This is a genomic window from Pseudomonas alvandae (assembly GCF_019141525.1).
Taxonomy (GTDB): domain Bacteria; phylum Pseudomonadota; class Gammaproteobacteria; order Pseudomonadales; family Pseudomonadaceae; genus Aquipseudomonas; species Aquipseudomonas alvandae.
In genome coordinates this window covers 5,385,837-5,407,243 of record NZ_CP077080.1, presented here as the reverse complement: position 1 = coordinate 5,407,243, position 21,407 = coordinate 5,385,837, and the positions used below count along the sequence as shown (strand labels likewise).

Below are 21,407 nucleotides of genomic sequence, written 5' to 3'. Positions count from 1 at the left end.
AGTGCCGCGTATTACTGCGCCGGGTTGGACGCTTCGGCAGCCTGGATCAGGTCCGGGCCGATGTCCTTTTCAAACTTCGCCCACACCGGTTTCATCTTGTCGCGCCAGGCGTTGCGCTCTTGCGGCGTGAGGGTAATGATCTCGGTGGTCTTGGCGTCCAGGACGTGCTGTTTGTCCTGCTGGTTGAATCGCTCCGCTTCCTTGTTGGCATGGGCAGTGGATTCGACCACGATCTTCTGCAGTTCCGCGCGGATATCCGGCGGCAGGCCGTTCCAGAAGTCCGACGTGGTAATCAGCATGTAATCGAGTATGCCGTGGTTGGATTCGGTAACGTATTTCTGCACCTCATGGAGTTTCTGGTTGTAGAAATTCGAATAGGTGTTTTCCGTGCCGTTGACCAGGCCCGTACGCAAGCCCTGATACACCACCGAAAATATCATCGGTTGCCCTTTGGCGCCCACTGCCTTGAACTGCTCCTCCAGTACGGCGGAAGTCTGCACGCGAAAGACCAGGCCGCGCGCATCTTCGGGCGTACGAAGTGGCCTGGTCGCCGACAATTGCTTCATGCCGTTATGCCAATAGGCCAGGCCCGTGATGTTCTTGCTTTCCATGGACTTGAGCAATTGCTGGCCCTGGGGGCTCTGTTGGAAACGGTCTACCGCGGCAATGTCGTCGAACAGGAACGGCAAGTCGAACAGCTGTACCTTGCGGGTGTACTGCTCGAACTTGGCCAGCGAACGCGCAATGATCTGCACGTCTCCCAGCAGTAACGCTTCCATTTCCTTGTCATCGCCATAAAGCGTGGAATTGGGATAAACCTCCACCTTGACCTTGCCCGGCAAGCGTTCCTCCACCAGCTTCTTGAACATCAAGGCGCCTTGGCCCTTGGGCGTCTGCTCGCCCACCACGTGGGAGAACTTGATAACGATGGGGTCCGCCGCAGCGGTGCCCAGCGTGGTGAAAGCCAGTGTGAAGGCGAGCGCGTTCCATAAGGGTCTGAGCATGGCGATTCTCTTGGAATTATGTTTATCGTGCGGGCTCATCCCAGCCCCGGCGAACTGCAAACATGGCAAGTCTAGGAGAAAAAACGCGGGTGATTGGGTGATAGGCAAAATGAAGCCGTTTCGCCATCTGCTAGGCTAGGCCTTCAGGATCAAAAGCTGCAGGGGGGAACAGGATGTTTACGTTTGATAAGTTATGGAAGAGTCATCCCGAAATATTCGGCGACGCCGCGCCTTGCAGGACGAATGGTTCCAAGAACTTTAGCGATCAATGCGCAATCAATCTCGGCGTGGCCCTGCGGCGCGCAGGCGCCGACACAAGGATTACCATGAGTCCAAGGACATCTGGTTCTGGAAGGTCATATGAAGGTCATCAAAGGAGTCTTGTTCGTCTTGCTGCTGGTCGCTTCGGCCATGGGTGCTTTTAATCTGATTTTCATACTGATCGGAACCTATTTGGGTCCGCTGTATGAAAGCGATGCGGACCAGAGCCGCAATTTCGCGATCTGGCTGTTCGGAAATATCGGAGTGATGATTATCGCGGCTGCGGCGGGCATTATCTGGAGCCGGCGGCGCACGAAAAGGATTTAACCACGCAGTTGAAATCTCCAAAGTCATCTCCAGGCACCTCTTGGCCCGACCGCATCAGGCTGGCTGGAGTTCAAGCCTCCAACGCTGGCCCCTTCAACTCGATCTGATTGCCATCCGGATCGAAGCAGTAGACCGACCAGCCTTTCCCTTCCGCGCCATAACGCATCTGCGCTTTTTCGACGGTCAGGCCCGCTTTGCGCAAGTGAGCGATCAAGGCCTGCTCGTCAAACGGCTCGATGCGCAGGCAGAAGTGATCGACGTTGTGGCCCTGCTTGCCGGCAGCCGCGCCACCCTGGCGGCCAAGCGGGCCATCGACAGCCACCAGATCGATCATCGATGCACCGGCACCGAGATGGATCAATCCCAGATCGTCCCGACGCTTCCTGAGCTCGCAGCCGAACACCGAGGTGTAGAAGGCGAGACTGCGCTCGATGTCGGTTACCCGCAGGACGATGTGGTCGATGCGTTCGATGGTGAAGTCCTTCATACCGGCCTCCGCATGGGGTGTCGCGCCAATGACCCAGTCACTTTAGTCCAACAATTCCCGCAGAGGGAGCGAGCTGATTCCCAGCGATGACGTACCGCGTGGTATGACGACTTTTGCAATCGTCATCTTCATGAGAAAGATGAGTTGACGAAAAAATCTCCTGTTTGTGTGGCTTCGTGGGTTGACACGCCTGCTGAAACATTCGAATAATCCGTTACGTTGTATGACGACATACAAATAAAAAATAACAACACGGTGGCCCTCCCATGAGAATCACAGGCGTTAACGTCGAAATCTTTTCCACCCCGTCGCGTCGCGCCCAGGACAGTGCCGGCCACGCCCATCCCGGCGACGAAGTCATGATCAAGATGGCCCTGCTGCGAATCAGTTGCGACGACGGATCGGAGGGTTATGCCTTCGGTACGCCTGAATTGATTCGCCCGCACATCATCGAATCCTTCGTGCGCAAGGTGCTGATCGGCCGCGACCCGATGGACCGTGAGAGCATCTGGCAGGATCTGGCGCACTGGCAGCGCGGCAGCGCCGGGCAATTCACCGATCGGGCCCTGGCCCTGGTGGAACAAGCCTTGTGGGATCTGGCCGGGCGCAAGCTGAAGTTGCCGGTGCACAAGCTCATCGGCGGTTACCGCGACAAGGTCCTGGCCTATGGCTCGACGATGTGCGGTGACGATTTGCCGGGTGGTCTGTCGACGCCGGATGAGTACGGCCAGTTTGCCGAGAAGCTGGTCAAGCGCGGCTACAAGGCAATCAAGCTGCACACCTGGATGCCGCCGATTTCCTTCGCACCAAATCCGCAAATGGACATCCAGGCCTGCGCCGCCGTCCGCGAGGCGGTTGGCCCGGACATCGCCCTGATGCTCGATGGCTACCACTGGTACAGCCGCATGGATGCGCTGACCATCGGCAAGGCCTTGGAGAAGCTGAATTTCGCCTGGTTCGAAGAGCCGATGATGGAAGACTCCGCCGAGTCTTACGCCTGGCTCGCTGCGAACCTGGACATCCCGGTGCTGGGCCCGGAAAGCATCGCCGGCAAATTCCACAGCCGCGCCAGTTGGGTGACGCAGAAGTCTTGTGACATCCTGCGCGCCGGCGTGGCCGGCGTCGGCGGTATCGGGCCGTGCCTGAAAGTGGCGCATCTGGCCGAGTCGTTCGGCATGGATTGCGAAGTCCACGGCAACGGCGCGGCGAACCTCGCCGTGGTCGGGGCGATCAGCAATTGCCGTTGGTACGAGCGTGGCCTGCTGCACCCGTTTCTCGACTACGAGGAAGTGCCGGCGCACCTCAACAGCCTCGTCGATCCGATGGACGCCGACGGTTATGTGCATCTGTCGGATCGGCCGGGGTTGGGCGAGGACATCAACTTCGCGTATATCGAAGCCAATACATTATCCCGGCACTGATGGCGCACTGCGTCCGAGGCTGAACGGCCCGGACGACAAAGTCTTTATAAATATAAGAAAGGACTGAACCATGAAACTCTGGCCCAAGCGCCTGACCAGGCTGCTGTGTGTCATCGTGGCCCTGTGCACAGTGCAGGTACCCGTCAGCCTGGCCCAAGGCGAAACGCCCGCCGACCAATTGGTGGTGGGCATGAGCATGATCAACCTGTTGTCCCTGGACCCGGCTGCCGCGACGGGCCTGGAGGTTGCCGAGGTCAACGCCAACGTCTACGACATGCTCCTGGAGCAAGACGCGGCGCAACCGGATACGCTGGTTCCCGCCCTGGCGAAAAGCTGGGAAATCAGCCCGGACCGTATGCGCCTGACCTTCCAACTACGCGACGACGTGCGCTTTCACTCTGGTGCGCCGCTCACTGCGCAAGACGTTGCCTGGTCGTTGCAGCGTGTGGTCGTCCTCAACCGCGCCTTGGCCTCGACCTGGAAAGCCTACGGTTTCACCGCCGAAAACGTCGTCAAACTGATGCGCGCCGAAGGGCCGCACACCTTTGTCATGGAATTGCCGCGCAGCACCGATCCGCTGCTGGTTCTCAACACGCTGGCGACCTCGCCCAGTGCTTTCATCGTCGATCGCTCGGTGGCCTTGCAGCATCAGGTCGGTGACGATCAGGGCGCGGCGTGGCTGGCCACGCATACGGCAGGTTCCGGTGCGTTCAAGCTGGATATCTGGCGCGCCAACGATGTGATCCTCATGAGTCGCAACGATGACTACTGGCGCGGCGCGCCGAAGTTGCGCCGAGTGATCATGCGCAACATGACCGAGTCCCAGGCGTTGCGGCTGATGGTCGAGCGCGGTGACCTGGACGTCGCCCGCGGCATGGCCGCCACCGATATCAAGGCGCTGGGCAAGGTCGATGAAGTGCGCATCCAGAGCATCGCCCGCGGCACGCTGTACTACGTGGCGATGAGCATGCAGCAGCCGCTGTTCCAGGACATCCGCGTGCGCCAGGCGATCCGCCTGCTGATCGACTACCAGGGCATCAACGACGTGGTGATGCCGCACTACGGCGTGATCAACCAACGGCCGATGCAACTGGGCTTGGCGGCGCGCCTGGACGATCCGGGTTATCGCCTGGACGTAGCCAAGGCCACGCGCCTCCTGGCGGAAGCCGGTCACGCCGACGGCTTCAAGGTGAGCATCCGCTCGCTGACCGATCCACCGTTCATCAACATCGCCACCAGCCTGCAAGCGACGCTGGCCCAAGCGGGCATCCAGGCGACGATCATCACCGGCACCGGCAACCAGATCTACGGGGCGATGCGCGACCGTCAATTCGACATCCTCGTCGGGCGTGGCGGCGGCGGGGCGGAGCGGCATCCGCATTCGAGCCTGCGCGCCCTGGTGTACAACCCGGACAACCGCACCGAAGCCAAGTTGAGCAACTTCCAGGGCTGGCGCACCTCGTTCTTCGACCCGCAGCTCAACCAGTTGATCGAACAGGCCGAGCGCGAGCGCGACCCCGAGCGCCAGCGGCAAATGTACGCCCAGGTCCAGACCCTCTATGACCAACAAGCCGGGGCAATCATGCCGGTCTCGCAGATGGTCGACGAGGTGGTGATCCACGCCGACGTGCGCAACTACATCGGCCACACCGCCGCCACCACGCGCCTTCGCGACGTCTATAAGCAGCGCTGAAATCGACGGCCCCAAGGCCAAGGCAGGAATGAATATGTCGACTGCATCCTTTTCAATCTGGACCACCCGGGCCGCTTCGGCGACCCGGCGCGGCGGCTCGGTGGCGGTGACGCTGCTGGGGTTGCTGCTGCTGACTTTCTTTATCGGACGGGTGATGCCGCTGGACCCGGTGCTGGCCATCGTCGGCCCGGACGCCGACGCCTCGGCCTATGCCCAGGTCTACAAGGAGCTGGGCCTGGACAAACCGTTGTGGACGCAGTTTGCGATCTACCTCGGCGACCTGCTCCACGGTGACTTCGGCATGGCCTTGCTGACCGGCAATCCAGTCATCACCGACATCGCCCGGGTGTTTCCGGCCACGTTGGAACTGGCGACCCTGGCCATTCTGTTTGGCGTGTTGGCGGGGCTGCCGCTGGGTGTCTACGCGGCGACCCATCAGGGCCGTGTCGGTGATCATGTTGCTCGGCTGATTACGCTGTTCGGCTACTCCACGCCGATTTTCTGGATCGGCATGATGGCTTTCCTGGTGTTCTACGCCTGGTTGGGTTGGGCCGGCGGTGTTGGGCGCATCGGCCTGGCTTATGACGGGTTGATTCCGACGCACACCGGGCTGTTGTTGATCGACACTGCCTGGTCCGGCGATTGGGAAGCCTTTCGCAGCGCACTGCGGCACATCCTGCTGCCGGCGGTGATCCTCAGTTTCAACTCGGTCGCCTACATCAGCCGTATGACCCGCAGCTTCATGCTTGAGCAGTTGTCCCAGGAATACATCATCACCGCCCGGGTCAAGGGTCTGTCCCAGCGCAGGATCGTCTGGGGCCACGCCTTCGGCAACATCCGCGTGCAGCTGTTGACCATTGTTGCGCTGGCCTACGGCGGGTTGCTCGAAGGTGCGGTGCTGATCGAAACCGTCTTCGCCTGGCCGGGCTTCGGCCAGTACCTGACGAGCAGTTTGTTGCTCGGCGACATGAACGCGGTGATGGCGTGCGTGCTGTTGATCGGCCTCATCTTCGTGACGCTGAACCTGATCAGCGACGCGCTCTACAAGATCTTCGACCCGAGGACCCGCTAATGAACCTGCCCCTTGCTTCCAGCGCAGCCGGCAGCGCCGCGCTGCCCGCTTCGAGTACGGCAGCCCAGGTGGCCAGCGCCGCTCGACTGCTGCGATTTTTGCTGCGCAACCCGATGACGTTTGCCGGCCTGGTTGTGGTCTCGACCTTGATGGTGGTTGCGGCGTTCGCGCCGTGGATCGCCGGTCACGATCCCCTGTTGCAGAACCTTGCCGGCGCGTTGCAAGCGCCCAGCAGCGCGCATTGGTTCGGCACGGACGAATACGGTCGCGATGTGTTCGCCCGGCTGGTGTATGGCTCGCGCATCACGCTGTACATCGTTTTGCTGGTGACGGTGATCGTCGGCCCCATCGGCCTGTTGGTCGGCACCGTTTCCGGTTACTTCGGCGGTTGGGTCGACAGCCTGTTCATGCGCATCACCGACATCTTCATCTCGTTCCCCAGCCTGGTCCTGGCGCTGGCCTTCATCGCCGCCCTCGGCCCGGGCCTGGAGCACGCGGTGATCGCCATCGCACTCACCGCCTGGCCGCCGATTGCCCGGCTCGCTCGCGCCGAAACGCTGCCGCTGCGCAACGCTGACTTCGTCGTCGCGGTTCAACTTCAAGGCGCGTCGAGCACCCGGATCATCCTGCGCCACATCATCCCGATGTGCCTGTCGTCGGTGATCATCCGCCTGACCATGAACATGGCGAGCATCATCCTCACTGCCGCTGCCCTGGGCTTTCTCGGCCTCGGCGCCCAGGCGCCGCTGCCGGAGTGGGGCGCGATGATCTCCACCGGGCGGCGCTACATGCTCGAAAGCTGGTGGCTGGTGGCGGCGCCCGGTGCGGCGATCATGCTGGTCAGCCTGGCCTTCAACCTGTTGGGCGACGGCTTGCGCGACGTCCTCGACCCCCGCAGCCAATCCTGAGGAAAGTCCCATGACTGAGATAAAACTGGCCGTACAGGATTTATGCGTGGAGTTTCGCAACGCGGGCAAAACCTCCCTGGCGGTGCGCGATGTGTCGTTCACCCTGGGCCGGGAAAAACTCGCCATCGTCGGTGAATCCGGCTCGGGTAAATCCACCGTCGGCCGCAGCCTTCTACGTTTGCATCCGCCGACGGCGCGGGTCACCGCCAAGACCCTGCGCTTCGCCGACATCGACCTGCTGAGTGCGAGCGAAAAGCAGATCCAGGCGATTCGCGGCGCGCGCATGTCGATGATCATGCAAGACCCGAAATACTCGCTGAACCCGGTGGTGCGCGTCGGCGAGCAAATCGCCGAAGCCTATCTCGCCCACCACAAGGTGCCCCATCACCAAGCCCGGGAACGGGCCCTGGATATGCTCGCCAAGGTGCACATCCGCGACCCTCGGCGGGTTTATGACCTGTATCCGCACGAGGTGTCGGGCGGCATGGGCCAGCGGATCATGATCGCCATGATGGTCATCACCGATCCCCAGGTGATCATCGCCGACGAGCCCACTTCGGCGCTGGACGTGTCGGTGCGCCGGCAGGTGCTCAACGTGCTGGAAGAGTTGGTCTGCGAGCGTGACCTCGGGCTGATCTTCATCAGCCACGACCTGAACCTGGTGCGGCATTTCTGTGATCGGGTGCTGGTGATGTACGCCGGGCGCGTGGTCGAGTCGATTGCCGCCGCCGACCTGGACAACGCCACCCATCCGTACACCCAAGGCCTGTTGGCGGCGTTGCCCAGCCTGGACCATCCGCGCGCCACGCTGCCGGTGTTGCAGCGCGACCCACACTGGTTGAACCCTTGAGGAGCCTGTCATGAGCATGATCGAAATCACCGGCCTGAACCTCAGTTTCGGCACGGGCGCGGCACTGAATGCGGTATTGCACGACGTCGATTTGAGCGTCGCCGAAGGTGAGGCCTTCGGCCTGGTGGGGGAGTCCGGTTCGGGCAAGACCACCGTGCTGCGTTGCCTGGCCGGACAGTACCAGCACTGGACCGGACAATTGCAAGTCGCCGGCCGGGCGGTGACGCGCAAGCTGCCGCTGGACCACTACCGCACCGTGCAGATGGTTTTTCAGGATCCATACGCTTCACTGCATCCGCGCTACACCATCGACGCCGCTTTGCAGGAACCACTGCGCATCCATGGCATCGACGGGCGTGGGCAAAAGGTCAGCGAGATCCTGCGCAAGGTCGGCTTGAACGACAGCTTTCGCTTTCGTTACCCGCATCAATTGTCCGGCGGCCAGCGCCAACGCGTGGCGATTGCCCGGGCGCTGATCCTGCGCCCACGGGTGTTGCTGCTGGATGAGCCAACCTCGGCGCTGGACGTCTCGGTGCAGGCGGAAATCCTCAACCTGTTGGCCGAACTGCGCCGCCAGGAAGGGCTGACTTATCTGATGGTCACCCACGACCTGGCCGTCGTTGCGCATTTGTGCGATCGGCTGGCGGTGATGCAGCAGGGCAGGGTAGTGGAGACGCTCGACAGTCATCGACTGGCAAACGATGGCGCCGCCCACGAATACACACGCCTGCTGGTGCAAGCCAGTCGCGACATACAACGAGTCCCTATCGCCGTTTGAAGTAACTAACCCGCTGTACCTGTTTTAAACCGCAGAACACGTTGAACCGCACGTTTCAATGCGCGCACGCGCTCGCCTGCGATTTGGCGTTCAACCCAACTATTGATTTCAACTTACAAGAATAAAAAACATGAAAAAGACCCTGGTAGTTTTGTCGATCGCTTCGCTGTTCACTTCGGTTGTCGCTCAGGCGGATACCGGTTATATCAACGTCCGCCATCAATACGCTGAAAAGACCCGCATGCACGCCGACCGCGCCAAGTTCGGCATCAGGCTGGATAACGGTGTGGGCCTGGAAGGTGAGCTCAAATACAAGACCGCTGGTGACCGGGAAGATGTCGCTTTCGACAACACCGTCGGCAGCGGCCACGAATTTACCGTCAACTACCAGCACAAGATCGATGATCGCTGGACGCTGACGCCTTCGTTCGCCATGGAAAGCGACGAGGAATCCACCACCTACAAGACGGGCATGCGCCTGGGCTACAAGATCACCAAGGAACTGAGCATCGCCGGTCGCTATCGCTACGACGTCAGCAAGCTGGACCGTGACAAGGTCGATCGCGACGTGCCGGACAACGGCCAGGACGACCAGACGATCCATCGCTACGACGTCTATATCAACTATGCAAACCAAGGGCCTTGGGCTTACGAGTATCAACTGACTTACTTCGATGCCGATTACATCCGCTACAACGGCGGCACCGATGACTATGAGCAGAATGCCGTGGTCAAGTACAAATGGGATAAGCGCTGGGCACCGTTCTTTGAAGTGGGTGATATCAAAGTCAACTCGGTGGACAGTGATCGACAGCTGCGGTTGCGGGTGGGGGTCCAGTACAACTTTTTCTGAGTTGTGGGAGAGGTAGTCAACACTGAATAAAACTGTGGGAGCGAGCTTGCTCGCGATAGCGGTCTGCCTGTGCCGATGATATTGGATGTGCCGCCGCCTTCGCGAGCAAGCTCGCTCCCACAGGGGGCGGTGGAGGATACAAATGCTGTGGTCACTGCAGCCACAAAACTGCGGGGGGTTACTCGTTGTAGAACGCCTGGCGTTGTTGGGTTTCACACAGGCGCATGCGGCTGTTGCTCAAGTGCAGGTACATGGCCGCCCGCGCCGCGTCGACATTGTGACTGGCGATGGCATCGAAAATCTGTTGGTGTTCGGCATTGATCCCCTGCAGGTAGGCGCTGCGATCACTCTGCCCCGAATAGGCGGAGTTCATCCGGGTACGCGGGATCAGCTTGGTGCCCAGGTGCTTCATGATATCGATCAGGTAGTAATTGCCGGCCGCCTTGGCGATCTTCAGGTGGAACTGGAAATCGGCATTGATCGTGGTGCCGGATTTCTCAGGCCCTTGCAACAACGCTTCCAGCGCCTGGGCCAGCTCGGCCAGGGCTTCGGGCGTGGCGCGCTCGGCGGCCATGCCGGCGGCCTGTACTTCCAGGCTCAGGCGAAATTCCAGCAAATTGAGCACATCGGACAACGTGGCAATCGTTGCCGGCCCGAGGGTAAAGCCTTCCGGCGCCGGCATGTCCAGCACAAAGGTGCCGACGCCATGGCGCGTCTCCACCAACCCCGCCGCCTGCAAGCGCGACAATGCCTCGCGCACCACCGAACGGCTGACGCCTTCGGCTTCCATGATGTGCACTTCGGTGGGGAGCTTTTCGCCGCATTTCAGAATGCCGTCGCGCATGCGCTGGGCAAAACGGTCGACCAGTGTCTCGGCGAGGCGGCGCGGCTTGTTCAATGGAGATAACGCTTGGTCCGTCATCGGCGTGCTCTAGTGTGATCAGCGGGCATTATAGTGAGTTTTGGGGCAAGGTCGCGGCTATAATGCCGCGATCGTCTGGCTTGATGGATAGGTGCAATGGAGCGTGTCACAACCGATCGACGCCTGAGCATGACTCAGCAACTGGTGGTCGACCTGACGCAGCAGATACTCGCCGGCGAGCTGCCCGCGGGCAGCAAGCTGCCGACCGAACAGGTCATCATCAAGGAACGCGGCGTCAGTCGGACCGTGGTCCGTGAAGCCATGTCCCGGCTGCAGGCCGAAGGTTTGGTCGAGACGCGCCACGGCATCGGCACCTTCGTGGTCGACACCGCCCGTCCGGGGGATTTCCAGGGCAGCAAGCACGTCAAGGGCGGCGCCTACGATGCGCTGGCCGTCATCGAACTGCGCCTGAGCCTGGAAGTGGAAGCCGCGGGCATCGCCGCGCAACGGGCTACGCCGGAGCAATTGCTGGCGATGCGCGAAGCGCTCGACGTAGCAAATGCGCTTGACCCAACGGATGACGACAGCGCCCGGGCCGATTTCGAATTTCATCTGCAGATCGCCCAATGCACCGGCAACAGTTTCTTCATCGATGCCATCGCCCATGTCGGCAATACATTGCTCGCGGTTGTGCAACAGGCCGGGCCGGTGGTGACGGGCGAGAACCGGGCGTTGGTGGTGCGTGAGCGGGAGCAGGTCTACGCGGCGTTGGCGCGCCGTGATGCCGAGGCGGCGCGGGCTTCGATGCGGCTGCATTTGATCAATGTGCAGCAGCGGGTTCGTGCTTTGACCGAGTTGACCGCGCAGTAACCTTCCGCCGTCCCCCCCTGTGGGAGCGGGCTTGCTCGCGAAGATGGTGGCCCATCCTCTTGCTAGTTGCGCTTCCAGCACTCCGCGTATCGCGCGCACACCCCGTAACGCTCATCCATCAGCGCCATCCTGTCCAGGTGATGACCCACCGCTTCGACCGTTACCACATTCACGATCCGGAAATATTCCACCATCATCGCGACGTCCAGGTCGACCTCGGCTTTCTCCGGCTTGGCATTGGCGGTTTTAGGCAACGCCCACTGTTCCAACTGCTCGTCCTTCAACTGCCGCAGGCGCGCCTGGTATTCCTCCTTGAAGCGTTCCATCGAGTGCGCCTTGTTCTGCGCCATGTCATCGCCAAACGTCTTCAGGTTTTCCCGGTACAGCGTCCAGTAGTCAGCCGGCAGGTCGAAGCCGAGCTTGGCCTTGCGTTCGCTGATCAGGGTGTCCAGCTTCTCTGGCGAATAGCTCTCGACTTTTTCCTTGGCCGGATCCGTCTTCACCGTGACGACCAGGCTTTTGTCGATGACTCGATTCATCAACTCCAAGCGATGGGGCGTGTCCGGGTAGATCTTGGGAAACAGCGCATTGCGCCCGGCGCAGGCGGGAAAATCCTTTTTCAGGATCGGGATCGGTGTGCGCACGTCCTTGCCGTCGATCCGTTGCAAGCGTTGCAACTGAGTCAGGCAGAAGTTCTTCTCGGACTTGAACGTCACCTCGTATTCGGCATTGGCCTCGGGCGTGAAGTTGAAGCCCTTGCCACACACGGCATAACCGCTGTTCATGTTGGTGCGCAGGTGAATCTGCTCGCCGGGCTTGAGCTTGACCTCCAGATAACCCCTGGCATCCTTGGGCGCCGGAACGCTCATCCCCACCCGCCGCGCGGTATCGCTCAGCAGCATGTTGTTGAGAATGCCCGTGGTCTGCCCGTCGCAATGGGCCGCGTCGAAATAATCCAGGGTGGCGTTGCTGGTATTGGCGACGAACCGCAACTTGGCGGCGTCCGGTTCGATGGCATCGGGGTAACTGCCATTGACGCTGCAACCGCCGAGCAAAACAAACAACGCGGACAATGCTAGCAACGGGGCAGGGGAGCGAGGCAGGGCGAGCATGAGTCATCCTTGAGGAGATCGATGAAAGGGGGTGAATGCTACTTAAGTGCCACTATTGCGTCCATCGCCTGCAGGGGACTGGTGAAACAAAATGCTGCGAGGCTGATGATCAATTGTGGGGGCGCTTTGAACAGGTTTCGCGCGCGCTATCAAGGTACCTGATACCGTGCGAAAAACTTGATCCGAACGGTGCCCCACGCCCGACAGGCGGTGCTGGCGCTGCGCAAGTTGTTCTCAACGGATGCTTTCGTTTTTCCGATCTGTCATGCCCGTACGCCGATAAACAGATCGAGATTTTCAGGTAGCGGTTGCTGTATTACTCGTCCTATTCGCCTGATCTGCGCGATGCTCAGGGGCAATTCGCCGACGACCTCGGCTGCCAAGCTCTCCCAACCCAAAATAATCCTGATCGCTGTCTCGTACTCGGGATTCACGTCGAGCTCGAACTGAATAAAGTCGTCTTCGTGGTCCTCAGGAAAATAGCCCGTGATCTCCAAATACACTCTGCGTGTCGCTCCTTAATCTATTGCAGGTGAGCTGAAATACATGATCGTCATCGTAAAAACGCTTGCCGGCCAATGCTTAAATCGCTGCGGCTTGGCTGGGGCTCAGGTTATAACCTTCGTCGCCGCGTTGGGGGGTGGACCATCCCATGATTTGTTCCAGTTGTGCATCGCTCCCAGTAGGCAGTCTTACTTCAAAAATTAACGTCTCGCTTTTTTTGTCGAAGACCTCGACGATATATGACATGCCATGTTGTGCCAGCATCTCATGTTCCATTTCTTGCTCCGTCCCGATTCCGTCGTCAGCTACGCCAGGACGCCAATATACAAATCTAGATCTGTCGGTAGAGATTCCCCGATAATTTGCGATAGCTCGATTACCTGCTCCTTCGTCAGCAGCCACTCCCCTTCAGACATCGCGTTAAGGCTACTATGGCCTAGAAGCTGCAGGATTCGGCTGTTGTAGGATTCGTTCAAATCAAGATCGAATTTGAGTGAGTCATCTTCATCCTCGGCTGGTAAAAAACCGCTGATAGATAAGTACATGAAAGCTCCTATTTCTCTACTTTGCGGCCGGTTTTGGCCGATTTTGTTTGCGCTCCAGTCTCAGCGTGGTATTCCCCGAGGCGGCGGTTCGACTCAAGGTGTGGCAGTAGCGCTAGTCCACCCATTGCTAATGACTGGATACCCTTGCGGACGTTTGGCGTCGCCCTACGCGCTGCAAGACAATTGGAAAATATAGTCCGGATGATTGAATGCCTCGCCCGTCATCTTTTCAAGGCGGCTTATCTGCTCCGATGTTAATTCGTACTCATATATTGCATCTTTCGGCTCAGTCCACTCCATCAGCGCAGCTAATTCATCAGATAGGGTATTGCTGATTTCGATGCGGAAAACCAAATGTTCGCTGCTTTTGTCGAACGCCACGATTTCATGCTTCATTTGCTGCTCCTGTGTTTATTTAGGTGTAGTTCTGCCTGGCTCGGCGTCCTTTGTTCTGTCTCCTGTGTCAGGGTTGAATTCTCCCAGGTGTCTACCTTGTTTGTTGTATAGCTCTACCCTGCCGTTTTCATAATCCCATTCATAGATGCGGCCCTTGCGATCCTTCCAACGTTTACGCCTTTGTCCGCCACCTTTGACTGAACTTTTGGAAGGGCTAAGTAGCGCATCAGGAAACGCCGGGAGATTGTTTGGCGGAGGATGATAGCTATGATCCCCACCCAAAGGCCGAGCAAACACCACATAAAGCGACTTCAGCCCCGTATCCGCCGGAAACACCAAGATACCGTCATCCGTCGTAACATCCTCTCCCGGCAGCCCATCAATCTGGCTGTCGACGTCCTCCGCGATCGGATGGACGAGGATCGTGCCCAGCTGTTTGCCGATATCGTCGGGGTAGGTCAGCGGTGGAAGCGAACCAAGCGGGGTCTGCTGCGGCGTCCAGATGAGGGTGATGCCGTTGAGCGTCGCCTCCATCGCCGTCTGGTCGGTGTTCCAGGTCACCTGCACGGTGCGCACCGAGTCGTCGGCCGAGGGACCGCTGTGGATGCCGTACACCTGAAGCGCGCCGTCGGCGTCACGGCGGAATTGGAAGCGGACACGTGTGGTTGCGTGGTTCAGGCGGCGTAGCTGGTCGTCGGTGTACAGGGTGCCGTCGGCCATTTTAGTGGGCAGCATGCCCAGGACGAAAACGTTGGCAGGGCCGCCCGCGCCGCGTACCGCCCAGGTGAGGCGCTGTTGCATGATCCCGCCGCCGGCGATGCGGCCCAGCGCGAGGTCTGCGCCAAGCGCCGAGGCGATTGCGGTACTTGCCGAAGGCATGAGCATGGCGCCCGCCACCATGATCCGGCCGAAATTCGAGGCGGGCTCAGGTGTTGTGCCGGCGCCCGTTTGGCACCAGTTCTCGGCGATGCAGGATTTGGCAAAGACCAAGTCTTGCCGGGGCTTGGGCAACGGCCATTGTTCCGGGGGGGGCGGGGAGCGGTTCTGGCTCCGGCGCCAGGCGCGGCATGAAACCGCCGCCTGAGCTGGCGAGCCCCGACTTCACCAGCAGCAGGTCGCCGTTCCGGACGGCCTCGACGATATCGTTGTCCCGGTTGATCTTCGCCCGCATTCCAAACTGATCGAGCCCGTCGATGACATGGCCGCGCATCAGGGCGTCATCGACCAAACGTGCGGCAATGTCGGGAGACTCGGTCGGTTCAAGCCCCTTTTCCGCACTCCTTATCAAGCGCATTGCGATCCTTGCGGTTAAATAGGCGGGCTATTCTGGTGAGGCGCGCCATGGCCGGCAATGCGAGGACCTTTGCGGCATATGTCCTGCCTGAAAATTTCAATCTTTAGAAACGATTAATCGATCACCAGGGATTTCACGACATGAAAAAACAAGAACAACAAGCGCTGCTTCAAACCCTGAAAACCCGCTTCGAACAACATCCGAACCGTCACCCAGACATTCCCTGGTCCGACATCCAGACCCGGCTCGAAAACAACCCCAATGCCCTGAAAACCCTCCAAGCCATGGACGCCACCGGCGGCGAGCCCGACGTGATCGGACTCGACCCGCAGACCGGCGCCGTCACTTTCTGCGATTGCGCAAAGGAGAGCCCCACCGGTCGCCGCAGCCTCTGCTACGACCGCGCGGCCCTGGATGCGCGCAAGGAGAACAAGCCCAAGGGCAGCGCGATCGAGATGGCTGACGACATGGGGATAACCCTGTTGACCGAGGAGCAATACCGAGCCCTGCAGACGCTCGGTGAGTTCGATGCCAAGACGTCCAGTTGGCTGGCGACGCCTCCGGAACTTCGTGCGCTCGATGGGGCGATTTTTGGCGATTACCGTTATGGTCGGGTGTTCATCTACCACAACGGTGTGCAGTCGTATTACGCGGCGCGTGGGTTTCGTGGGGTGCTGAATATTTAGGAAACGCCCCCTCGCCACAAAGGGGCCGGGGATTTAGAAAATGCGGTACGTCAGCGCTGCATCACTTGAAAGTCAGAACCTCACACCCCTTGGCCTCAACGATCTCGCTAAACTCCGGCAACTGCGCCACAAAATCCGCCTCGAACGCCAGGTACCGATCCAGCGACGGCAGATAACGAATCTCCGGTTTGATGCGCGGGATATCCTTGCTGGTCAGCTTCACCACCTCATTGCTGCGCTGATTCCAAAACCAGGCCTGCGTGTGTGTGCCAAAGGTGTTGGCGCGGTAGCTCCACACCCACCAATCGCCATGCCCGCGCGCTACCTGCAGTTGCCCATGGAACGTGCGCAACGTAATCACCTGCTTGGGCTGCGTGACGAGCAGACGTGTGTCCTGGCGCAGCTCACTGCCGAAACCGTCCAGCGTCGCCTTCGATTTGGCGCCGGTGATGAAATTGAAGCGCCACGCCAATAGCACGGTCTCTTGATAACCCGAGTGCTCGACGTTCTGCCGCGCGCCTTCGCTGAACAGCAGAATCTCGTCACCGCCCAAGTACGCGGTCGATGCCCGTAGCTTATAAGCCTCGGTGGGCATCGGCTTGGCGACGATGGCCTGTTGGGTGTCCTGGTTCCAGACCCAGCAGCACTTGCCGTTGTGCTGCATGAACAACAATCGACGCCCGCCGACAGGCAGGATGGTGAGCTCGTCCGAGTCGTCGAAAATCACCTCGCTGCTGTCCGCCGTGATCCGCCAGATCCTTGTCAGGTGCTCGGGTTCGTAGATGCGCTGGCGCTCGAATATCTCATCGTCTACGACGACGCAGGGCTCTTCGAATGCCGGCCACTGCAGCCCGGCAGGGCCGAAGTCCTCGATGGCATCGCCCCGGCGAATCTCGTATTTGAACCGATCATCCGCGCTGTAATCGCCGTGTTTGACCTGGCGTCTCCACAGGCTGCGCCGGGCGTTGGCGTCGATCAGGCGCAGGTCCGCGCCATCCACTTCATCGGTGCGTTGTTCGAGCATGTCCTGTTCGGCGGGCGGCCACTGGTTGTAGTCGATCAAAAAGCACAGCCAGCGATCTTCATCCTGTTCGGTGATTGCAGCCCAGCCGTTGCGGTAGTTGTATTCATGCACGTAGGTAGGGCCGGGGTAGTCATGGACTTTCTGCAACCACTTCAGCTTGCCGCGCTTGGGTTTGGCCGGCTTTTGCTCGGTGGCGGCAGGCTTCTGCGGCTCGATCAAAATCGGCGTGCACCTCGGCTCGCCACGTGGGCTTTGCCAATGCTGGGCAAACGCCTCGCGTTGATCGGAGGGGAAGATCACCGGTCGGTAATCATCAGCGCCGGCGTCCAGGTTCCACAGGTCATAACCCCGGCCTGCCAGCACCGGCGCCAGGGCTTCGAAGCAGACCTCGGGCATCTCGTTGGACAGCTCGTCCAGCAACGCCTCGAACCCCGGACCGGCGAACACATCGATGTCGGGATAGTAATGCTGCAACAGCCCGAGCAGGTCGCTGCCCGGGGTTTTCCAATCGATGTGGACCAACGGATCGAATTGCGATTGCATTACGGTGGTCTTCCTGTTGATTTCTCTGCGCCGATCTTAGGCAAATCAATGACCCGTGGCGAGGGAGCAAGCTCCCTCGCCACGGGTCAAAGCAAGCCTATCTCAGAGCTCCGGGAACTCATCCAGATAACACACCGGCGAGTTCCCCTCCGCGCGCTTATCCACCTCATCCTCCAACCACTGCGCCAACACCACCGCATTGTTCTCGCGCGTCGACTTGGCCGCATACACCAGGGTAAGCGTCCCGCCCCGCGCGACGTCCACCAACTTCCACCAATGCTCCGGTCGGGCCGCCAGCTCACGCCGATAGGCCGCCCTGAACTCGGCAAACGAAACCGCCCCCGCCTTGAACGCCTTGCGCAGTGCGTGGGAAGGCCCCACCTCCGGCAGCCACTCGGCAATCGCCAGGGCATCCTTGGGGCAACTACGCGGCCACAGCCGGTCGACCAGCACCCGCACGCCATCCTCGGCGCTGGCTGTTTCATAGGCGCGTTTACATTGGATCATCGCAGCCTGCCTGTTGAAGTGGGATCGCCTCAGCATAGCGACCAAGGATAGTTGGGCGCCTTCAAGTCTTCGCCGGACCTGCCGCTATCGGTATAACGATTTTTTACTGATCCATCGAATTGTTTTGAAAAATCCTGTTGCTCCGGCAATTGAATTGGAAAAAGCACGATAAGAGAACGTAGCGAATGGACGACGGACGATACGAAAGGCGGGCGGCGATGGCTGGGGGCGCGGCGGTGTCATCCGAGCCGCCGCATATTCTGCTGATTGACGATGTCCCGGAGGACATCCGCGCAACGCTTGTTCTATTGAAGGCGCAGCCCTGGCGCGTTTCCCTGGCCAGCGATGCCCTCCAGGGTTATCAGCGCGCATTGGCCTTGCGCCCGGACCTGATCGTGCTGGACGTGCACATGCCGCATATGAACGGTTTCAGCCTGTGCAGGCTTCTGCGCGAGGCTCCGGCGACCCGGCAGACGCCCATTCTCTTTCTGTCGTCGGGCAACAGCTCGATGGAACGCCTTGAAGGCTTGACCGTCGGTGGCGTCGATTACATCCCCAAATCCTGCGCCCCGGAAGAAGTGCTCGCACGCATCAAGATCCACCTGCAATTGACCTGGCGCGCGCCGCCAACCGTTCAAGCCAGCCCGGCCGATCCGGAACCGCAAGGCGACGAAATCGTCCTGCGCGCGGCGATGCGACTGATTGAAAACCAGTTGGACGACATCCCGTCCCTGGCCAGCCTCGCGCAAAAGGTCGGCACCCATGAAAAACGTCTCACCGCGATTTTTCGCGAGCACCTGGGCATGACCGTGTTCGCCTATATTCGCGACGCGCGTTTGCGACGCGGCCAGGATCTGCTCTGCGAAAGCGCCATGAGCGTGCAGGACGTCGCCGAGCTGGTGGGCTTTCGCAACGCCTGCAATTTCACCACCGCCTTCCGCCAGCGAATCGGCATGACGCCCAGCCAGTTTCGCCAGCAAGCCCTGGGCATCGTTGAAACCGAGTCGGCCGGGCGCGCCTGATGCGGCTTCTACAATTACTGTTGCTGACGATAATGATGTTATCCACAGGTGTGCTGCGTGCGGCGCCTGTGGATATCTGCCGCACCGACTATCTGAACCTGATGCCGGTGGTGCAGATTTTCGAGGACACCCAGGCACGCCTGAGCCTGCAAGAAGTCGCGCAACGGCCTGACGCCGATTTCAAGGTGGCGACTCCAGGCTGGCCGACGCAGGGTTACAGTCGCTCGGCCTTCTGGTTGAAATTACAACTGACCAACTCAAGCGCTGCGACGTGTTCGCGCCTGCTGGTGATCGGCGCGCCGCGCCTGGAAGACATCCGCGTCTACCAGCCGGGGCAGGATGCCCATGGCGGAGCCGCCTATCCCCTGGCCGGATGGCCTCGGCCGGCAGCGCGTCAACCGGCGTTTCCCGTCACGTTGGCGGCGGGGGAGAGCACCACGGTGTTCGTCCGGGTGGCGACCAATTTCCAGATGCTGTTGGAGCCGGAACTGTGGTCCGAGCCCGCGCTGTTGCGCAGTCAGCAACAGACCTACCTGAGTGACGGACTCACCCTCGGCATTGTCCTGCTGGTGGTGCCGTTCGGCTTTATCGTCGGCAGGATCCTCCGCTCCCGACTGCTGACGGTGAATGCCGGCGCGGTACTCAGCTACATCCTGTTGAGCTGCATCCTCAACGGCTACCTGATCTACTGGCCCAGCGCACTGGGCTGGACACGCGAGCTGCTGACCTTCGCCAGTGCAACCTCGATCGTCCTGTTCCTGGCCTACATGCGCGTGCTATTGCAGGTTTCCCAACTGCCCAAGCTCATTGGCTGGAGCTACTGGGTGCCGCTGTTGGGCTGTGTCTTCGGCCGACTCTGGTGGCTCAAGGCCGACCCGGCCCAGGGCGCCCTGATTGTCCAAATCTCGCTGATGAGTTTCTACGGCGCGCTGCTCCCCACCTTGTTTATGGCGTGGCGCAGGCGTCTGGCCTACAACTGGATGGCATGGCTGGTGCCGGGGCTATTGCTGACGCAACTGCTGATGCGGATTCTATTTCCCCAAGAACAATTGCCCTGGCAATCGCCGGAAAGTAAATACAGCCTGTCGTCGACCCTGCCGGGCGTGGTGTTGCTGGTGTGCACATTGATCACGGAAGTCGCCCGCAGCCGCCACCGCGAAAAGCACGCCCTGTCCACCCTCGAACAACAACGCCAGGCCGAGCATGAACGCCTGGAAAGCACCGTGGCGCTGCGCACCTCGCAATTGCGCGAATCCCTCGAGGCGCGCAGTGCGTTGATGGCGCGGATCAGCCACGACCTGCGCTCGCCGCTGGTGCGCATCATCGACTACGCGCGCCTGCTCCACGCTGGGCCGAACCGCGACTATCAAGCGACCATCGAGCGCAACGCCCGCCAGCAACTGGAGCTGATCGACGAGATGCTCGAGTTTGCCCGTGGCGAACTGGAGCAGATGCAACTGGCCCTCGCGCCGGGTTATCTGTACGGCTTCCTCCAAGAGATCGCAGGCGAGGCGGGCTTTCTCGCCGCGCGCCAGGGCAACAGCTTCAACGCGGTACTGGCGGATGACCTGCCACCGCTGGTGGAGGCCGACTTCAAACGGCTTCGGCAGGTGCTCATGAACCTTTTGGCGAACGCGGCGAAATTCACCCGCAACGGCCAGATTCGTTTCGAGGTGAACGGTGGCCCAGGTGCAACCGCAAACACCGTGGAACTGCGCTTCAGCGTGATCGACACCGGCATCGGCATCGACCCGCATGAATTCGAACAACTGCTGCAACCGTTCCGCCGTGGCCGCAACGCGCAACGCTACGAAGGCAGCGGGCTGGGCCTGTCCATCGTCAGCCAATTGCTGGAGCGCATGGACAGCCGCCTCGAACCCCAGGCCACGGGGCAGGGCAGCCACTTCAGTTTTCGCCTGCAACTCAAATGCGCCCAGGAACACGACCTGGAAAACGGCATCGTCGATAACAACGTCACGCCGCTGGATGGCGAGGGCAAACATGTGCTGCTGGTGGACGACGTCGAGCAGAACAGTGAATGGCTCTACGACCTGCTGGCTGGCTACGGTTTCGACGTCAGCATCGCAACGCACGGCGAAGACGCCTTGGCCTGCCTGGCGGAGCAACCGATCGACCTGCTGATCAGCGACCAGATGATGCCCGGCATGGACGGTTGGGAACTGCTACGACAGGTGCGCGACCGTGAGCACGACCTGCCGGTGATGCTCTATTCAGCGATCCCGCCACGCAGGCCGGAAGATTACCCGCAAGACCTGACCTTCGACGCGGTGCTGCTCAAGCCCGCCGACAGCCGCGAATTGCTGGCGCGGATCAAAACGCTGGTTTGCCAGGACACGGTGCATCGCGCGATGGCTCGGGAGTTCTAGC

The 21,407-nt window shown here is 60.4% G+C and carries 24 protein-coding genes; 12 read left to right on the top strand and 12 right to left on the bottom strand.

The window, feature by feature from the left end; translation table 11 throughout:
* Positions 1-11: 11 nt before the first annotated feature.
* Positions 12-1,004, bottom strand: a complete 993-nt coding sequence (locus KSS97_RS24075; RefSeq protein ID WP_217860302.1) for a TRAP transporter substrate-binding protein — start codon at positions 1,002-1,004, stop codon at positions 12-14.
* Between the two features lie 360 nt (positions 1,005-1,364).
* On the opposite strand from KSS97_RS24075, the gene KSS97_RS24070 reads away from it, so the two are divergent.
* Positions 1,365-1,592 (top strand): hypothetical protein, encoded by a 228-nt coding sequence (locus KSS97_RS24070; protein WP_217860301.1) that lies wholly within the window; start codon positions 1,365-1,367, stop codon positions 1,590-1,592.
* A gap of 70 nt (positions 1,593-1,662) precedes the next feature.
* Here the strand turns inward: KSS97_RS24070 and KSS97_RS24065 are convergent, their stop codons facing one another.
* Positions 1,663-2,079, bottom strand: a complete 417-nt coding sequence (locus KSS97_RS24065; protein WP_217860300.1) for a VOC family protein — start codon at positions 2,077-2,079, stop codon at positions 1,663-1,665.
* A 266-nt stretch (positions 2,080-2,345) separates the two neighbouring features.
* Here KSS97_RS24065 and KSS97_RS24060 point away from each other — a divergent pair, with 266 nt between their 5' ends.
* The 7 genes from KSS97_RS24060 (at position 2,346) to KSS97_RS24030 (ending at position 9,654) form a co-directional block, all read left to right on the top strand.
* Positions 2,346-3,500 (top strand): mandelate racemase family protein, encoded by a 1,155-nt coding sequence (locus tag KSS97_RS24060; RefSeq protein WP_030138627.1) that lies wholly within the window; start codon positions 2,346-2,348, stop codon positions 3,498-3,500.
* A 70-nt stretch (positions 3,501-3,570) separates the two neighbouring features.
* On the top strand, positions 3,571-5,193 hold the full coding sequence (locus tag KSS97_RS24055; RefSeq protein WP_217860299.1) for an ABC transporter substrate-binding protein: 1,623 nt from the start codon (positions 3,571-3,573) through the stop codon (positions 5,191-5,193).
* 34 nt (positions 5,194-5,227) lie between these two features.
* Positions 5,228-6,265, top strand: coding sequence for an ABC transporter permease (locus KSS97_RS24050; protein WP_217860298.1), 1,038 nt, complete (start codon positions 5,228-5,230; stop codon positions 6,263-6,265).
* Positions 6,265-7,173: an ABC transporter permease gene (locus KSS97_RS24045; RefSeq protein ID WP_217860297.1), complete on the top strand. Its 909-nt coding sequence runs from the start codon at positions 6,265-6,267 to the stop codon at positions 7,171-7,173. Before KSS97_RS24050 ends, KSS97_RS24045 begins: the two co-directional genes overlap by 1 nt.
* 10 nt (positions 7,174-7,183) lie before the next feature.
* Complete coding sequence (locus KSS97_RS24040; protein ID WP_030138631.1) at positions 7,184-8,023, top strand: ABC transporter ATP-binding protein; 840 nt, start codon at positions 7,184-7,186, stop codon at positions 8,021-8,023.
* Positions 8,024-8,033: 10 nt separating this feature from the next.
* Positions 8,034-8,801 carry an ABC transporter ATP-binding protein gene (locus tag KSS97_RS24035; RefSeq protein ID WP_030138632.1) on the top strand — a complete coding sequence of 256 codons (768 nt, stop codon included), beginning with the start codon at positions 8,034-8,036 and terminating at the stop codon, positions 8,799-8,801.
* A 130-nt stretch (positions 8,802-8,931) separates the two neighbouring features.
* Positions 8,932-9,654: an oligogalacturonate-specific porin KdgM family protein gene (locus KSS97_RS24030; RefSeq protein ID WP_030138633.1), complete on the top strand. Its 723-nt coding sequence runs from the start codon at positions 8,932-8,934 to the stop codon at positions 9,652-9,654.
* 178 nt (positions 9,655-9,832) lie between these two features.
* Here the strand turns inward: KSS97_RS24030 and KSS97_RS24025 are convergent, their stop codons facing one another.
* Complete coding sequence (locus KSS97_RS24025; protein WP_030138634.1) at positions 9,833-10,576, bottom strand: FadR/GntR family transcriptional regulator; 744 nt, start codon at positions 10,574-10,576, stop codon at positions 9,833-9,835.
* Between the two features lie 96 nt (positions 10,577-10,672).
* Between KSS97_RS24025 and KSS97_RS24020 the strand changes: the two genes are divergently transcribed.
* The gene (locus KSS97_RS24020) at positions 10,673-11,386 is read left to right on the top strand and encodes a FadR/GntR family transcriptional regulator (protein WP_030138635.1); all 714 of its coding nucleotides are present in this window, start codon (positions 10,673-10,675) and stop codon (positions 11,384-11,386) included.
* Between the two features lie 62 nt (positions 11,387-11,448).
* On the opposite strand, the gene KSS97_RS24015 is transcribed toward KSS97_RS24020, so the two are convergent.
* The 7 genes from KSS97_RS24015 to KSS97_RS23985 all read right to left on the bottom strand — a co-directional run bounded on the left by KSS97_RS24015 (position 11,449) and on the right by KSS97_RS23985 (position 15,237).
* On the bottom strand, positions 11,449-12,498 hold the full coding sequence (locus KSS97_RS24015; RefSeq protein WP_217860296.1) for a hypothetical protein: 1,050 nt from the start codon (positions 12,496-12,498) through the stop codon (positions 11,449-11,451).
* 263 nt (positions 12,499-12,761) lie between these two features.
* The gene (locus KSS97_RS24010) at positions 12,762-13,001 is read right to left on the bottom strand and encodes a pyocin S6 family toxin immunity protein (RefSeq protein ID WP_217860295.1); all 240 of its coding nucleotides are present in this window, start codon (positions 12,999-13,001) and stop codon (positions 12,762-12,764) included.
* Positions 13,002-13,080: 79 nt separating this feature from the next.
* Positions 13,081-13,278 (bottom strand): DUF7683 domain-containing protein, encoded by a 198-nt coding sequence (locus KSS97_RS24005; protein WP_217860294.1) that lies wholly within the window; start codon positions 13,276-13,278, stop codon positions 13,081-13,083.
* A 29-nt stretch (positions 13,279-13,307) separates the two neighbouring features.
* Positions 13,308-13,547 (bottom strand): pyocin S6 family toxin immunity protein, encoded by a 240-nt coding sequence (locus KSS97_RS24000; protein WP_217860293.1) that lies wholly within the window; start codon positions 13,545-13,547, stop codon positions 13,308-13,310.
* 165 nt (positions 13,548-13,712) lie between these two features.
* Positions 13,713-13,943, bottom strand: a complete 231-nt coding sequence (locus KSS97_RS23995) for a DUF7683 domain-containing protein (RefSeq protein ID WP_217860292.1) — start codon at positions 13,941-13,943, stop codon at positions 13,713-13,715.
* Positions 13,944-13,958: 15 nt separating this feature from the next.
* The gene (locus KSS97_RS23990) at positions 13,959-14,828 is read right to left on the bottom strand and encodes an S-type pyocin domain-containing protein (protein WP_225936073.1); all 870 of its coding nucleotides are present in this window, start codon (positions 14,826-14,828) and stop codon (positions 13,959-13,961) included.
* 40 nt (positions 14,829-14,868) lie between these two features.
* Positions 14,869-15,237, bottom strand: a complete 369-nt coding sequence (locus tag KSS97_RS23985; protein ID WP_217860290.1) for a hypothetical protein — start codon at positions 15,235-15,237, stop codon at positions 14,869-14,871.
* A 140-nt stretch (positions 15,238-15,377) separates the two neighbouring features.
* Between KSS97_RS23985 and KSS97_RS23980 the strand changes: the two genes are divergently transcribed.
* Positions 15,378-15,923, top strand: coding sequence for a DUF4256 domain-containing protein (locus KSS97_RS23980; RefSeq protein ID WP_217860289.1), 546 nt, complete (start codon positions 15,378-15,380; stop codon positions 15,921-15,923).
* 61 nt (positions 15,924-15,984) lie between these two features.
* Here KSS97_RS23980 and KSS97_RS23975 read toward each other — a convergent pair whose 3' ends face one another.
* Together KSS97_RS23975 and KSS97_RS23970 are read right to left on the bottom strand one after the other, a co-directional pair.
* Positions 15,985-17,490: a hypothetical protein gene (locus tag KSS97_RS23975; RefSeq protein ID WP_217860288.1), complete on the bottom strand. Its 1,506-nt coding sequence runs from the start codon at positions 17,488-17,490 to the stop codon at positions 15,985-15,987.
* A gap of 102 nt (positions 17,491-17,592) precedes the next feature.
* Positions 17,593-17,997, bottom strand: coding sequence for a DUF488 domain-containing protein (locus KSS97_RS23970; protein WP_030138645.1), 405 nt, complete (start codon positions 17,995-17,997; stop codon positions 17,593-17,595).
* 218 nt (positions 17,998-18,215) lie between these two features.
* On the opposite strand from KSS97_RS23970, the gene KSS97_RS23965 reads away from it, so the two are divergent.
* A complete protein-coding gene (locus KSS97_RS23965) occupies positions 18,216-19,019 on the top strand; it encodes a response regulator transcription factor (RefSeq protein WP_217862095.1) in 804 nt (267 codons plus the stop codon).
* A 35-nt stretch (positions 19,020-19,054) separates the two neighbouring features.
* Positions 19,055-21,406, top strand: coding sequence for a hybrid sensor histidine kinase/response regulator (locus KSS97_RS23960; protein ID WP_225936072.1), 2,352 nt, complete (start codon positions 19,055-19,057; stop codon positions 21,404-21,406).
* Position 21,407: the final 1 nt, after the last annotated feature.